This is a genomic window from Amycolatopsis ponsaeliensis (assembly GCF_030182635.1).
Taxonomy (GTDB): Bacteria; Actinomycetota; Actinomycetes; order Mycobacteriales; family Pseudonocardiaceae; genus Amycolatopsis; species Amycolatopsis ponsaeliensis.
The window spans coordinates 45,765-59,802 of record NZ_JAPZLD010000057.1 but is presented as its reverse complement, the minus strand read 5'-3'; the positions used below and the strand labels follow the sequence as shown (position 1 = coordinate 59,802).

General features: G+C 71.7%; 16 protein-coding genes. 3 read left to right on the top strand and 13 right to left on the bottom strand.

Annotated features, from left to right (window positions below; translation table 11 throughout):
* Nucleotides 1–9: 9 nt before the first annotated feature.
* Together QQ657_RS48810 and QQ657_RS48805 are read right to left on the bottom strand one after the other, a co-directional pair.
* Nucleotides 10–1,521 carry a catalase gene (locus QQ657_RS48810; protein WP_284749277.1) on the bottom strand — a complete coding sequence of 504 codons (1,512 nt, stop codon included), beginning with the start codon at nt 1,519–1,521 and terminating at the stop codon, nt 10–12.
* Nucleotides 1,518–1,952, bottom strand: a complete 435-nt coding sequence (locus tag QQ657_RS48805; RefSeq protein WP_284749276.1) for a Fur family transcriptional regulator — start codon at nt 1,950–1,952, stop codon at nt 1,518–1,520. The genes QQ657_RS48810 and QQ657_RS48805 overlap by 4 nt, the downstream gene beginning before the upstream one ends.
* A 105-nt stretch (nt 1,953–2,057) precedes the next feature.
* Between QQ657_RS48805 and QQ657_RS48800 the strand changes: the two genes are divergently transcribed.
* Together QQ657_RS48800 and QQ657_RS48795 are read left to right on the top strand one after the other, a co-directional pair.
* Nucleotides 2,058–2,420 (top strand): DNA polymerase ligase N-terminal domain-containing protein, encoded by a 363-nt coding sequence (locus tag QQ657_RS48800; RefSeq protein WP_284749275.1) that lies wholly within the window; start codon nt 2,058–2,060, stop codon nt 2,418–2,420.
* Nucleotides 2,407–3,240 (top strand): dihydrodipicolinate synthase family protein, encoded by an 834-nt coding sequence (locus tag QQ657_RS48795; RefSeq protein WP_284749274.1) that lies wholly within the window; start codon nt 2,407–2,409, stop codon nt 3,238–3,240. The genes QQ657_RS48800 and QQ657_RS48795 overlap by 14 nt, the downstream gene beginning before the upstream one ends.
* A 6-nt stretch (nt 3,241–3,246) precedes the next feature.
* On the opposite strand, the gene QQ657_RS48790 is transcribed toward QQ657_RS48795, so the two are convergent.
* From QQ657_RS48790 to QQ657_RS48765, 6 genes are all read right to left on the bottom strand, one after another.
* Nucleotides 3,247–3,930: a DUF998 domain-containing protein gene (locus QQ657_RS48790; protein WP_284749273.1), complete on the bottom strand. Its 684-nt coding sequence runs from the start codon at nt 3,928–3,930 to the stop codon at nt 3,247–3,249.
* Between the two features lie 156 nt (nt 3,931–4,086).
* Nucleotides 4,087–4,953 carry an NAD(+)/NADH kinase gene (locus QQ657_RS48785; RefSeq protein WP_284749272.1) on the bottom strand — a complete coding sequence of 289 codons (867 nt, stop codon included), beginning with the start codon at nt 4,951–4,953 and terminating at the stop codon, nt 4,087–4,089.
* A 27-nt stretch (nt 4,954–4,980) separates the two neighbouring features.
* Complete coding sequence (locus QQ657_RS48780; protein ID WP_284749271.1) at nt 4,981–6,456, bottom strand: flavin-containing monooxygenase; 1,476 nt, start codon at nt 6,454–6,456, stop codon at nt 4,981–4,983.
* A complete protein-coding gene (locus QQ657_RS48775) occupies nt 6,453–7,298 on the bottom strand; it encodes an SDR family NAD(P)-dependent oxidoreductase (protein ID WP_284749270.1) in 846 nt (281 codons plus the stop codon). Before QQ657_RS48775 ends, QQ657_RS48780 begins: the two co-directional genes overlap by 4 nt.
* Nucleotides 7,282–8,172, bottom strand: coding sequence for an alpha/beta fold hydrolase (locus tag QQ657_RS48770; RefSeq protein WP_284749269.1), 891 nt, complete (start codon nt 8,170–8,172; stop codon nt 7,282–7,284). Before QQ657_RS48770 ends, QQ657_RS48775 begins: the two co-directional genes overlap by 17 nt.
* The gene (locus QQ657_RS48765) at nt 8,169–9,461 is read right to left on the bottom strand and encodes a cytochrome P450 (RefSeq protein WP_284749268.1); all 1,293 of its coding nucleotides are present in this window, start codon (nt 9,459–9,461) and stop codon (nt 8,169–8,171) included. The genes QQ657_RS48770 and QQ657_RS48765 overlap by 4 nt, the downstream gene beginning before the upstream one ends.
* 87 nt (nt 9,462–9,548) lie before the next feature.
* Here QQ657_RS48765 and QQ657_RS48760 point away from each other — a divergent pair, with 87 nt between their 5' ends.
* Nucleotides 9,549–10,130 (top strand): TetR/AcrR family transcriptional regulator, encoded by a 582-nt coding sequence (locus tag QQ657_RS48760; protein ID WP_284749267.1) that lies wholly within the window; start codon nt 9,549–9,551, stop codon nt 10,128–10,130.
* A 4-nt stretch (nt 10,131–10,134) separates the two neighbouring features.
* Here QQ657_RS48760 and QQ657_RS48755 read toward each other — a convergent pair whose 3' ends face one another.
* Genes QQ657_RS48755 through QQ657_RS48735 form a run of 5 tightly spaced genes read right to left on the bottom strand, consistent with a single transcriptional unit; the run spans nt 10,135 to nt 14,033 of the window.
* On the bottom strand, nt 10,135–10,413 hold the full coding sequence (locus QQ657_RS48755; protein WP_284749266.1) for an HPr family phosphocarrier protein: 279 nt from the start codon (nt 10,411–10,413) through the stop codon (nt 10,135–10,137).
* A gap of 11 nt (nt 10,414–10,424) precedes the next feature.
* Nucleotides 10,425–11,879, bottom strand: a complete 1,455-nt coding sequence (locus tag QQ657_RS48750; RefSeq protein WP_284749265.1) for a PTS fructose transporter subunit IIC — start codon at nt 11,877–11,879, stop codon at nt 10,425–10,427.
* Nucleotides 11,880–11,881: 2 nt separating this feature from the next.
* Complete coding sequence (locus QQ657_RS48745) at nt 11,882–12,334, bottom strand: PTS sugar transporter subunit IIA (protein ID WP_284749264.1); 453 nt, start codon at nt 12,332–12,334, stop codon at nt 11,882–11,884.
* Nucleotides 12,331–13,275 carry a 1-phosphofructokinase gene (gene pfkB, locus QQ657_RS48740; protein WP_284749263.1) on the bottom strand — a complete coding sequence of 315 codons (945 nt, stop codon included), beginning with the start codon at nt 13,273–13,275 and terminating at the stop codon, nt 12,331–12,333. The genes QQ657_RS48745 and pfkB overlap by 4 nt, the downstream gene beginning before the upstream one ends.
* The gene (locus QQ657_RS48735) at nt 13,272–14,033 is read right to left on the bottom strand and encodes a DeoR/GlpR family DNA-binding transcription regulator (protein WP_284749262.1); all 762 of its coding nucleotides are present in this window, start codon (nt 14,031–14,033) and stop codon (nt 13,272–13,274) included. Before QQ657_RS48735 ends, pfkB begins: the two co-directional genes overlap by 4 nt.
* Nucleotides 14,034–14,038 lie beyond the last annotated feature (5 nt).

Sequence of the window (14,038 nt, the reverse complement as noted above, 5' to 3'; positions counted from 1 at the left end):
CCCGTGCTGTCAGGCCTTGCGCTGCATGCTGGAGCGCGCCGGGTTGCCCTGGTCCGCGGCCTTCGGGTCGGTCTCGTCCTGCTTGCCGCGCACGCCGGACTCGATCCGGTCGCCGAGGTCCTTGTCGACGGTGCGCCAGTAGTCGAACGCCCGCAGCAGCACGGGCTCGGAGACGCCGTTGAGCAGGTGCCCGACGACGTTGTCGACCAGCCGGGCGCGGGCGTCGTCGTCCAGCACGTCGCGGACCATCGTCCCGGCCTGGCCCCAGTCGTCGTCCTCCTCGCGCAGCGTGTACGCCGTGCGGACCATGTCGCCGTCGGTGTGCCAGCCCGAAGGCTGCCCGTACTTCGCGACGTCGGCCTGCGGCCCGCCCTTCGAGTTCGGCGCGTACACCGGGTCGGACACCTTCGTGTACCGCATCGCGCCGTCCTTGCTGTAGCTGTGGACGGGGGAGACGGGTGCGTTGACCGGCAGCTGCTTGTAGTTCGCGCCGATCCGGTAGCGGTGCGCGTCCGGGTAGGAGAACAGCCGGCCGAGCAGCATCTTGTCGGGGCTCGCACCGATGCCCGGCACGAGGTTGCTCGGCTCGAACGCCGCCTGCTCGATCTCGGTGTGGTGGTCGGTCGGATTGCGGTCGAGCGTCATCCGGCCGACGTCGATCAGCGGGTAGTCGCCGTGCGGCCACACCTTCGTCAGGTCGAAGGGGTTGAAGCGGTACGTCTTCGCGTCGTCGAACGGCATGACCTGCACTTTCAGCGTCCAGCTCGGGTGGTCGCCGCGCTCGATCGCCTCGTACAGGTCGCGCGTGTGGTAGTCGGTGTCGGCCGACGCCATCTGGTCGGCTTCGTCCTGCGTGAACGTCTCGACGCCCTGGTCGGTCTTGAAGTGGTACTTCACCCAGAAGCGTTCGCCGGCGGCGTTGACCCACATGTAGGTGTGCGAGCTGTAGCCGTTCATGTGGCGCCAGGTGCGCGGGATCCCGCGGTCGCCCATCAGCCACGTGACCTGGTGCGCCGACTCCGGCGACAGCGTCCAGAAGTCCCACTGCATGTCGTGGTCGCGCAGGTTGTTGTCGGCGCGGCGCTTCTGCGACCGGATGAAGTGCTGGAACTTCAACGGATCCCGGATGAAGAAGACCGGCGTGTTGTTGCCGACCATGTCGTAGTTGCCTTCGCTGGTGTAGAACTTCACCGCGAAGCCGCGCGGGTCGCGCCAGGTGTCGGGGCTGCCGCGCTCGCCGGCGACGGTGGAGAACCGGATCAGCAGGTCGGTCTTCGTGGCGGGCTGGAACACGGCGGCCTTGGTGTACGCGCTGACGTCGCCGGTCACCTCGAACCGGCCGAACGCGCCGCTGCCCTTCGCGTGCGGCTGGCGTTCGGGGACGCGTTCGCGGTTGAACTGGGCCATCTGCTCGATGAGGTAGTTGTCGTGCAGCAGGATCGGGCCGTCGGGCCCGACCGTGAGCGAGTGTTCGTCGCTCTCGACCGGGATGCCGGCGTCGGTGGTGGTCGGTTCGGTCACGGTGTTGCCTCTTTCCGGGAAGTGGTGCCGCAGCCGGGGCAGACGCCCCAGAACACCACTTCCGCTTCGTCGACCAGGAAGCCGTGCGCGTCGCCCGGAGTCAGGCACGGGGCCGCGCCGACCACGCAGTCGACGTCCTCCGTCCGCCCGCAGCGACGGCACACGACGTGGTGGTGGTTATCCCCGGCCCGCCGTTCGAAACGTGCCGGATGTCCCGGCAGCTCGATCCGCCGGATCAGGCCGGCCTCCGCGCCCGCGCCCAGGACGTCGTAGACCGCCTGGGTGGACACGGATCCCAGCACCGAGCGGACCCCGGTGCCGATTTCGTCCACTGTGGAATGAGGATGCGTCGCCAGCCACGTGAGCACCGCCCGCCGCGGCGCGGTGACGCGCAGGCCGGCGGCCCGCAGCGTGGTGGTCGCATCGCTCATGACACCCCACCGTCCGCGCTTTTCTGGATCGGGTCAAGTCCTCGGATGGACGGTTTGGGAAGGCGGAAAACGGGTAGTGGCGGGGAAATCTGGCATGGTGGAGGGGTGAAACCCGCCTTCGTGGTGCACGAACACTGGCGCCCCCGGCACCACTTCGACCTCCGGCTGGAGGAGGACGGCGTGCTGCGGTCGTGGGCGGTGCCGCGCGGCCTCCCGCCGGACGCGAGCGGCAACCGGCTGGCGGTCGCGGTGCCCGACCACGCGATGGACCACCTCGCCTACGAGGACGACACGAAGAAGGTCGCGGACACCGGCTGGTGGGAGGAGCACGACCGGACGGACAAGCGGATCCTGTTCACCCTGCACGGCCGGACGGAGTCGGTCCGCTACGCGCTGATCCGGACCGACCGGGACTGGCTGCTGCACCGCACCCGCGAGCAGCCGGGAGACGCCGATGCCGCGCGCTGAGGTCCTGTCCGCCACGCCGACCCTCTTCCGCGACGACGGCGCGCTCGACGAAGCCGGGAACACCGCGTTGCTGACCTGGCTGAGCGGCCGGGTCGACGGCGTCTTCGTCGCCGGGACGACCGGCGAGTTCCCGGCGCTCGACCGCGTCGAGCGCCGGACGCTCGTGGCCCTCGCGATGGCGGTGTTCGGCCCGGACCGCACGATCGTGCACGTGGGCGCGGCGAGCACGCGCGAAGCGGTCGCCCTGACCGCCGACGCGCTCGCCGAAGGCGCCACGCGCCTGGCCGTGCTCACGCCGTACTACCTGCCTGCCGACGCCCAGGCCGTCGGGCGGCACTTCGCCGCCGTGCGCGACGCCGCCGGTGACGCCGACGTCTACGGCTACCTCTTCCCCGACCGCACCGGGGTCACGCTCTCCCCGGAGCAGTTCGCGGCGACGGGCCTGCGCGGCGGCAAGCTGTCCGGCGCCGCGGCGGCCCGGTTCGCCGACTTCCGCGCGGCCCTGCCGGACGCGCGGTTCTGGTCGGGGGCCGACACCGACCTGGCGGCGGTCGCCCGCGCCGGTGGGGCGGGCATCGTGTCGGGCCTGTCGTCGGCGTTCCCGGAACCCTTCACCGACCTCGCGGCCGCGGTCGAGGCGGGAGACACCGCGGCCGAGCGGGCGGCCCAGGCCCGTGCCGACGCGGTCCTCGCCGCGCTAGGCGGCACCGTCGAAGGGATCAAGGAAGCCTTGCGGCAGCGGGGCATCGGCACCGGGCTGATGCGGATGCCGGCTCCCGAGCCGGCAGTCGAGCGGATCTCGCGGCTGATCGGGGACTGACTCCGATCAGGCCGTCCGGAAGTGGACTCCCGCGCGCATCGCCCGGTGGGCCCAATGGCCGAGCACCGCGAGCAGCGCGATCTCCAGCACCATCATCAGCCGCTCGACCAGCCCGGTCGCCACGGTCGGCAAGTGGCCGCCCAGGATGACGTTCACCGCGAACGGCACGATGAACGGCAGGTAGAACGGGATCGCCGCCAGCGCCAGCCGGCGCGACCAGCGGGCGAACCGCCGCCAGCGCGGGTCGTCGCGGTGCCGGCGGCCCAGCGCCCAGCCGACGATCGGCAAGCTGAGACAGGTCACCGCCGAGGCGTACAGGTGGATCTTGCCGGTGGCGGTGATGGCGCCGCCCTGGGGATCCTTCGCGAAGACCGCCACCGCGAGCAGGCTGAGGCACCACAGCGCCTTCGCCGCCACCAGTACCGGGTTGGCCAGCAGGCCGCGGCGGTAGAGCGCGACCAGCAGCAGCGCCGAGCCGGTGCTGGTGAGCAGCAGCGCGCCGTCCCACATCCAGCGGCCCGGGCTCAGCGCGTAGTCGCTGAGCATCGTGCTGACCGGGTCGAGCGGGGCCAGCCGCCGGTCGAGGTGCAGCACCGCCAGCAGGACGACGGCGCCGGCGAAGGCGCTCAGCGCTCCCGGCACGAGCAGCCGGGCGGGGAGTGACGGGCGGGCGGGGGAAGGCAACAGCATGTAAGGGGACACTCCCGGACGGCTCGGCTGGTTCAGGCGCAAGCCGGGGACGCTACCCGTGACCATTCCGTGATCATAGCGGGACACGCCCGAGATGTGATGCGGGCCACCAGTACCCGACCCAGGCGGAGCTTTCACGTGAAAGCTCCGCCTGGGTCAGTGGTAACCGTCCTGCGGGATCTCGGCCGAATCCGTCAGCCGGAGCTTGCGGCGCGCCCGCTGGTAGAAGGTCGTCATCCCGAGCCGGACCACCCGCGCCGCACTGGGCCGGGCGTGCAGGTCGAGCCGGTCGCCGGGGGAGACGTACCCCTCGACCTGGCCGTCGACCTCCACTGCCAGCCGGCCGCTGGTCGGCAGCAGCTCCAGCGTCACCTCGTCGTGCACCGACAGCACGATGCCCCGGCTGTACGCGGAGTGCGGTGCCGCGGGCGTGACCAGCAGCGCCTCGACCGACGGGCTGGTGATCGGGCCGCCGGCCGAGAAGCTGTACGCCGTCGAGCCGGTCGGGGTGGCGACGACCACCGCGTCCGCCGAATAGCTGACGAACTGCTGGCCGCCCACGTGCACCGCCACCACCGCGCTGCCGTCGCCCGGCACGCGCACCACCGCGATGTCGTTGAACGCCGTGATCCGGCGCCCCGCCAGCACGGCGTCCACGGCCAGCCGTGGCTCCACCGTGAACTGGTGGTCGTCGATGGCCGAGAGCGCGCCGGGCAGGTCGGGGACGTCGACCTCGGCCAGGAAGCCCAGCTTGCCGAGGTTCACCCCGAGCACCGGCGCGCGCTGCCCGTCGGCCAGCCGCATGGCCCGCAGCATCGTGCCGTCCCCGCCCAGGCTGACGACCAGGTCGGACCGCCGGCCGAGCTCCTCGGGCGTCACCCCGATCGCCGCGCAGTTCAGGCGGACGATCTCGTCGGCGATGCCGAGGATCTCGATGTTCCGGTTGCCGGCCCAGCCGAGCACGGCTTCGACGGCGGCCGCCGAGTCGCGGCGGGGGTGCAGCACGAGTCCCGCGGAGTGCATGTCAGCGGCACCGGGGCGAAGAGAGCGTCATGCGCTCAGTCTGCCCGCTCCCGCCTTCCGCCGCGAGAACCGGAGCGCGCCGTCGTCGATCCGGCCGTGCCGCAGCTTGACGACGTCGTGCGCGTAGCTCATGCCCAGCGTCCACGGCGCCCGCGACCCGGCCTTCGGGAACGCGTCGATCGACCGCAGCACGTACCCGGCGTCGAAGTCGAGCAGCGGCCGCTCGGTGACCGCCGGGTCGTCGTTGACCGGCACGCACTGGTCGTGGCCGCCGCGGTCGAGGTGGCGCAGCAGCCGGACGAAGTACTCGCCGACCAGGTCGGCCTTCAGCGTCCACGACGCGTTCGTGTACCCGATCGTGAAGATGAAGTTCGGCACGCCGCTGAGCATCATCCCCTTGTACGCCATGGTTTCCGGCAGTTTCACCGGTTCGCCGTCGACCACCAGGTCGATGCCGCCGAAGGCCAGCAACCGTAGCCCGGTGGCCGTCACGACGACGTCCGCGGGCAGCTCGTCCCCGGACTCCAGTCGGATCCCGTCCTTCGTGAACGACGCGATCCGGTCGGTGACCACCGAGGCGTCGCCGCGCTTGATCGAGCGGAACAGATCGCCGTCCGGCACCAGGCACAGCCGCTGGTCCCAGGGCTGGTAGCGCGGCTTGAAGTGGGTGTCGACGGCGTACCCGGCCGGCAGCTGCTTCATCGCGGCCTTGCGGATCATCGCCTTGACCACGCCCGGACGGCGCCGGCTGAGCTGGTAGATCAGCGTGCTCACGGCGACGTTCTTCCACCGCGCGATCGGGTACGCGAGCTTCGCGCCGAGCAGCCCGCGCAGCCGGTTGGCCAGCGCGTCCTCCGACGGCAGCGACAGGATGTAGGTGGGGGAGCGCTGCAGCATCGTCACGTGCTCCGCGCGGTCGGTCATGGCCGGCACCAGCGTCACGGCCGTCGCGCCGCTGCCGATCACGACGACCTTCTTGCCGGCGTAGTCGAGGTCCTCGGGCCAGTGCTGCGGGTGCACGACGGTGCCGCCGAAGTCCTCGATGCCCGGGAACTCCGGCGTGTGGCCGCCCGCGTAGTCGTAGTAGCCGCTGCACAGGTAGAGGAACTTCGCCGTGAACCGGACGGGCTCGCCCTCGTGGGTCGCCTCCACCGTCCACTGTGCGTTCTCGGTGGACCATGCGGCGCGGACGACCTTGTGCCCGAACCGGATGTGCCGGTCGATCCCGGCGTCGGCCGCGGTGTCGCGGACGTACTTGAGGATCGACGGCCCGTCGGCGATGGCCTTCTCGCTGGTCCACGGCCGGAACCGGTAGCCGAGGGTCTGCATGTCCGAATCGGACCGGACTCCCGGGTAGCGGAACAGGTCCCACGTGCCGCCGATGGCCTCGCGGGCTTCGAGGATCGCGTACGTCTTGCGCGGGAACGCCGTCCGCAGGTGGTGGGCCGCGCCGACGCCGGACAGCCCGGCGCCGACGATCAGGACCTCGACGTGCTCGGTCATCGCACGGCCTCCGTCCGCCGCGGGCGCCTCATCAGGCGCGTCAGGACGGCGTTGTAGTGGGTGGGGGTGACGCGGGCGAGCGCGTCGAACAGGTAGGCGTCGGGGCCGACGAGGATGCGGGCCTTGCCGCGGTCGACGCCGGTGTGGATGATCGCCGCGGCCTTGTCCGGCGACGTCATCGTCATGGCCTCGAACTGCGCGGCCATCTCTTCGCGGCTTCGGCCCCGTCCGGTGGGGTCCCGGCGCACCCGGGCGTTGCGCGCGATGTTCGTCGTGATGCCGCCCGGGTGGACGGTGATCGCGCGGACCGCGCTGCCGGCCAGCTCCTGCCGCAGCGACTCGGTGAAGCCGCGGACGGCGAACTTCGCCGCGCAGTAGGCGCTCTGGTAGGGAATCCCGAGCAGGCCGTACACGCTGGAGGTGTTGACGATCGCGCCTTCGCCCTGCTCGGCGAGGATCGGCAGGAACGCCCGCGTCCCGTGCACCACCCCGCGGAAGTTGATGTCGTGCAGCCAGTCGTCGTCCTCGGGCACCGCGTCGAGCACGGACGAGGTGACCGCGACACCGGCATTGTTGAAGACCGCGGCCAGCGGCGCGGGGAGCCACTCTCGCACCTCGCCGGCGAACCGGAGCTGGTCTTCCGCGTCGCGGACGTCGAGCACCCGCGTGAGCACTCGGCCGTGCAACGCCGCCGCGGTGGCCTTGAGCCCGTCTGCGTCGACGTCGGCGAGGGCGACCGGCGCGCCGAGCCGGGACAGCCGGGTGGCCAGTGCCCGGCCGATGCCGGACGCCGCGCCGGTGATCACCACCGGGCGGCCGGTGATGCTACGGGGCCGTGACATCGCTGCTCCTCACGTGCTTGTCGACGAGGTCGAGCAGGACCGGCCACGCGCCTTCGGGCAGGTCGTGGCCCATGCCGGGGACGGTTTCGAGGCGGGCGCCGGGGATGGCGCGGGCCGTGGCGGCGCCGCCGGTGGGGTGGACCATCCGGTCGCGGTCGCCGTGGATCACCAGTGTCGGCGCGGTGATCTTCCGCAGCCACGCCGTCCGGTTGCCGGACTTGAGGATCGCGCCGAGCTGGCGGCCCACGCCGCCCGCCGTCGGGTCGCGGTCCCAGCCGATCCCGGCCTTTTCGCGCACCCAGGCCTCGTCGAAGGGGAAGCCGTGCGAACTGATGTGCCGGAACATCGTCACGGCGCTTTCGACGGCCTCTTCGCGGGACTTCGGCGGCTTCGCGCCCATCAGCCGCAACGTCGAGAACGCCGGGCGGCCGATCAGGCGGGACCCGGTCGTCGACATGATCGACGTCAGGGTGCGGACGCGCGCCGGGTGCAGCGCCGCCACCGTCTGCGAGATCATCCCGCCCATGGACACACCGGCGAGGTGGGTGGTCTCGAGGTCGAGAGCGTCGAGCAGACCGACGGTGTCGGCGGCCATGTCCTTCAGGTCGTACTGCTCCGGTGGGAAGCGCCCGGCGAACATCGCGGGCAGGCTCGCCGGGCGGAAGCGCGGGTGCGTCGAGCGCCCGGCGTCGCGGTTGTCGAACCGGATGACCTCGAACCCGCGCTCGGCGAGCTGCGCGCAGAACGCGTCCGGCCAGCTGTGCAGCTGCTGGCCGAGCCCGGCGACGAGGACCAGCGGATCGGCGCCGCGGTCCCCGATCCGATCGTAGGCCAGGGAAATGCCCCGGCCGGCGTCGGCGATCTCTTCGGTCACGAATCTCCTCCGGTGCTCCGGCGGCGCACGATCGCGCGCCCGCCCTTGGCCGGGGCGTAGGCCACACCCCGAGAATGCCAGCGTTCGCCGCGCTCGGCGGTCGGCACGAGGTCGAACTCCCGCAGCAAGGTCCGCAGGACGACGGTCATCTCCATGGTGGCGAACGCGGCGCCTAGGCAGCGTCGCGTGCCGCCGCCGAACGGGATCCACTGGTAGAGGTCCGGGCGCGCGCCTTCGAAGCGGTGCGGGTCGAAGGTGGCCGCGTGCGGGAACACCGCGTCGTCGTCGTGGATCAGGGCGATGCTCACGAGCACCGCGTACCCCTTCGGCAGTGTCCAGCGGCCGAGCCGGAAGCCGTCCTGCTTGACCTGCCGGGCGGTGAGGTCGATGACCGGGCGGGTGCGCTGGACCTCGAGGATCGTGGCGTCGAGGAGCTTCCCGTCGTCGTCGTGGAGTTCCGCCAGCAGCGTGGGGTGGCGGCGGAGACGTTCGACAGCCCAGGCGAGCGTCGTCGCCGTGGTCTCATGTCCGGCTGTCAGGAGGGTGAGGAGCTGGTCGGAAATCTCGTCGCGGCTGAGGCCGGATCCGTCGTCGTAGCGGGTCTGCAGCATCATCGAGAGGACGTCGTCGCCGTCCGGGCGCGCCTTCGCGATCAGCCGGTCGACGATCGCGTCGTACTCGCGGCGCATCCGTTCGAAGCGGCGCCAGGGATTGAAGCGGCCTTTCTTGGAAATCGGCGCGACGGCCAGCCGCGAGCCGAGGGTGACGAACGGCGGGAGCAGTTCGCGCAGCTCCGCGAACTCGGCTCCCTCGGCGCCGAACACCGCGCGGAGGATGGCGTTGAGCGTGATCCGCATCATCGACGGCAGGGTGGCGAACGCTTTTCCGTCCGGCCAGCTGGCCAGCTCACGCAAGGTCTCTTCTTCGACGATCTGCTCGTAGGCGGCGAGCCGGCGGCCGTGGAAGGGCGGGACGAGGAGCTTGCGCTGCCTTTTGTGCTCGCCGCCGGACAGGGCGAACATCGAGTGCGGGCCGAGCACCCGGCCGAGGTTGACCTCGAGGTTGTCGACGAGGTCGGGCCCGGAGGTGAAGAGCTGCTTGATCTCGGCCGGGTCGCTGATCACGACGGCGTGGCCGAAGATCGGTACGTTCACGGTGAAGGCGTCGCCGTGGCGTTCTTTGAGCCGCCGCATGCCGCGCAGCGGTTGTGTCAGTGCGTAGGCGCCTTGGACGGCACGCGGCGCCGTCGGTCCCGGTGGCAGCGTCACCGCGCTGGTCATGGTCGTCATCGACCCTCCCGAAGGTGGTGGTACGCGAACGTACCGTCGGTACGGTACGCCGGTGTACCATCACGTTTCAAGATGGAGGGCGATAGCGTGACTTTCGTGGACGTCGACACCCGCCGCCAGCGGCTGCTGGACGGCCTGGCCGCGTCGATCACCGCGGGCGGCTTCCGCGAGACGACGGTCGCCGACGTCGTCCGCCGGGCGCGCACGTCCCGCCGGACGTTCTACGAGCACTTTTCCAGTCGCGAGGAGTGCCTGATCGCGCTGCTGGCGGAGGCGAACCGGTCGATGATCCAGCAGATCTCCGACGCGGTCGACCCGCGCGCACCCTGGGCTCTCCAGGTGCGCCAGGCGATCGAGGCGTGGATCGCGTCCGCGGAGTCCGAGCCGGCGATCACGCTGAGCTGGATCCGCGACGTCCCGGCCCTGGGAGCCCAGGCCCGCGACTTGCAGCGCGAGGCGATGGAGGGGTTCATCGCGATGACGCAGCGGTTGACGGACACGCCTGAGTTGCGCGCGGCGGGGATCAGCCCGCCGTCCCGCCAGCTGGCGATCATGCTCCTGGGTGGGCTGCGGGAGCTGATCGCGACAACTGTGGAGGACGGCGGGCGAGCGGGGGACGTCACGGAGGTCGCGGTACGGGCGTCGCTGGCTTTGCTCGGCCCGGCCTGACGGGTTACGCGTCCAGGTCCCGGGCGATCAACTCGGCCAAGGCGTCGACGGACTCCTGAGCAGCGTCACCATCGGCGGTCAATTCGACCTCGTCCCCATGTCCCGCGCCCAGCGTCATCAACCCGAGGACGCTGGCCGCGTCGACCGGGTCGCCCACCACACCACCCGTGATCTTGGCGATCTTCACCTTCGCGGGCTGACTGGCAGCCGCGCGAGCGACCAGGCCCGCCGGCCGGGCGTGCAACCCGACCGTGCTGGCGACGAGCGTTCGGCGTTGGTACACAGTGGACTCCTTCACGCGCTGACGGGCTGGCCGGAAACGGCGGCGGAACGTTCGGATGCGCGGAAACGCGCCTGCTTCAGCAGGATCACCGAACCGGCGGCGACCGCGGTGCCCGCGACCAGCGCCAGCACGAACAGCAGCGGGCTGCCGATCAACGGGAGCACGAAGATCCCGCCGTGCGGGGCGCGCAGGGTCGCGCCGAAGGCCATCGACAGCGAGCCCGTCACCGCCGAACCGAGCATGATCGACGGGATCACGCGGAACGGGTCCGCCGCGGCGAAGGGGATCGCGCCCTCGGTGATGAACGACGCTCCCAGCAGCCACGCCGCGCGGCCGTTCTCGCGTTCGGCCTCCGTGAACAGCTTCTTCCGCACAGTGGACGCCAACGCCAGCGCCAGTGGCGGCACCATGCCCGCCGCCATCACCGCGGCCATGATCTGCAGCGACGCCGTCGCGCCGGTGGTCAGGCCGCCGACCGCGAACGCGTACGCCGCCTTGTTGACCGGGCCGCCCATGTCGAACGCCATCATCAGGCCGAGCAGCGCGCCCAGCAGCAGCGCGCTGACGCCGCTGAGGCTGTTCAACCAGTTCGTCAGGCCCGACGTCGCCGCCGCGATCGGCTTGCCGACCACAACGTACATCAGGACACCGACCACAATGGACCCGAGCAGCGGGTAGACGACCACCGGCATGATGCCGCGCATCGCCTTGGGCACCTGGATCCGCTTCAGCGCCAGCACGACGCCACCGGCCAGGAGGCCCGCGACGAGACCGCCGAGGAACCCGGCGCCGACGGTGACGGCGATCGCGCCGCCCACGAAACCGGGGGCGATCGCCGGGCGGTCGGCCATCGCGAACGCGATGAACCCGGCCAGCACCGGCACCAGGAAGTCGAACGCGGCACTGCCGATCTGGAACATCAGCGCGGCCCAGCCGGCGACCGAACCCGCGTCGAAATGTTCAGTGACCTTCGGCGCGTCGACGATCTTGTAGCCACCCAAAGCGAAACTCAATGCGATCAGCAGCCCGCCCGCGGCGACGAACGGGATGAGGTAGCTGACGCCGGTCATCAGCCACTGGCGGATCCGGGTGCCGGTCTTGTCGTTCGCGCCGACCTTCGAGGTGAGCTCCGGGGTGGCGGGCGCCCCCGCGGCGACGGGCTCCCGGGCCGCGGCCTTCGCGCGTTCGAACAGCCCGGCGGCGTCGTTGATCGCGGCCTTGACCGGCGCCTCGACGATCGGCTTGCCGGCGAAGCGTTCACGGCCCTGCACCGCGAGGTCCGCGGCGAAGATGACGGCGTCCGCGCTCGCGATGTCTTCGGCGGACAGTGGATCGGACCCGGCCGAACCCTGGGTCTCGACGACGATCGTGTCGCCGTTGGCCTTCGCGGTCTGCTCCAGCGACTCGGCGGCCATGTACGTGTGCGCGATCCCGGTGGGACAGGCGGTGATGGCGACGAACTTCATGGTCAGGACACCTCCTGGCGGATGTACTCGGCGACGGCCACCGCGTCGGTGGCGTCGAGCAGGTTCTGCTTGAACTCCGCCCGGACGAGCCGGCGGGCGAGCGCGGCCAGGACCTTGAGGTGCTCGCTGCCGCCGCCTTCGGGCGCGGCGATGAGGAAGATCAGCGTCGCTGGGCCGTCCGGGGCGCCGAAGTCGACGCCCGCGGCGCTGCGACCGAACGCCAGCGTCGGCACGGTGACCGCGGCCGAACGGCAGTGCGGGATGCCGATGCCGCCTTCGAGCCCGGTGGCCATCTGCTCTTCGCGGGCGGCGACGTCCTTGAGGAAGAGGTCGAGGTCGGTCACCCGGCCGGCGGAGACGAGCCGCTCGGCCAGCGAGCGGACGACGGCCCGTTTGTCGGCGGCGTCGAGCCCGAGGTCGACCAGGTCGGCGGTGATCAGGTCTGGGGTGGTCATGCGGCGGCTCCGCTGAGGGTGAGGGTGGGATCGGTGTCGAGCACGCGCACCTGGTCGGGGTGCACGTCGTGCGGGGTGGGCATGCGGCTGCCCTCCTGCGTGACCGCGGCGGTGCCGTAGGCGACCGCGGTCCGCAGGGCTCCGGGGCCGGCTCCTCCCGCGTGGAGGAACCCGGCGAGTGCGGCGTCTCCGGCGCCGACGGTGCTGCGCACGGCGACCAGCGGGCCGAGCGCGTGGCAGGTTTCGGTCTCCTCGACGAGCACGGCGCCGCGCGCGCCGAGGCTGACCAGCACGCGGCCGACGCCACCGGCGATCAGCTCGCGGCAGAAGGCGACGACGTCGCCGAGCAGCGGCAGCGGGTGCCCGGCGAGCTCGGTCAGCTCGTCGAGGTTCGGCTTGATGAGGTCCGGGCCGCCCGCGATGGCGGCGGCGAGCGGTGCGCCGGAGGTGTCGACGGCGACCTTCGTCCCGGCGTCGTGGGCCAGTTTCGTGAGCCGCGCGTAGAAGTCGTCGGGCACACCGGCGGGCAGGCTTCCGCAGCAGACCAGCCATTCCGCCCGTGCGGCCAGCTCGACGGCGCGGCGTTCGAGGGTGGCGAGCTCGGCGGGGGAGATCTCCGGGCCCGGTTCGTTGATCTTCGTCGTGGTCCCGTCGGCTTCGACGAGCGTGATGTTGCTGCGGGTCGTCCCGGCGATCGGCACCGCGACGACCGGGACGCCTTCGGGGGCGAGCAGATCGGCCAGCCGTTCGCCGACCAGGCCGCCGGCGGGCAGGAGCGCGACGGTCGGGGTGCCGGCGGCGGCCAGCGCGCGGGCGACGTTGACGCCCTTGCCGCCGGGGTCGAGCCGCACGGCCTCAGCGCGGATGACTTCGCCGCGGCGCAGCTCGGCCAGCCGGGCGGTCCGGTCGAGGCTCGGGTTCGGGGTCACGGTGACGATCACGCCAGCACCACCTCCGGGCCCGCCTCTTCGAGCTCGGCCACGGCGCCCGCGTCGAGACCGCTGTCGGTGACCAGGACGTCGATCTCGGCCAGCCGCGCGAACCGGCTGAGCTGGTCGGTGCCGTACTTGCTGTGGTCGGCCAGCAGCACCCGCTTGCGGGCGGCGGCGACCACGGCGGCCTTCACCGCGGACTCGGCCATGTCCGGTGTCGTGCAGCCGTGCTCGGCGGAGAAGCCGTTGGCGCCGAGGAAAGCGACGTCGACGAGCAGGCCGTCGAGCGCGTGCAGCGTCCACGCTTCGACGGCGGCGAGCGTCGTCCCGCGGACGCGGCCGCCGAGGATGTGCAGCGTGATGCCCGGGCGGGTGGCCAGGATCGAGGCGACCGGGATCGAGTTGGTGATCACCGTCAGCTCGCGGTCGGCGGGCAGGAGCGTCGCGAGCCTGCTGGTGGTCGTGCCCGCGTCGAGCAGGATCGACCCGCGGTCGGGCACCAGGTCCAGCGCGGCCCGGGCGATCGCGTCCTTCTCGGCGGCGTTGGTCCGGTCCCGCTGCGCGACCTCGGGTTCGAAGTCGAGCCGCTCGACCGCGACGGCGCCGCCGTAGACGCGGCGGACGACGCCCTGGCGTTCGAGGACGCCGAGGTCGCGGCGGATGGTCTCGGGGGCGACACCGAGTTCGGTCGCGACGTCGTTGACGTCGACCCGGCCGTCGCGCCGTGCGCGTTGTGCCAGGAGCTGATGCCGTTCGGCGGCGTACATGCCCG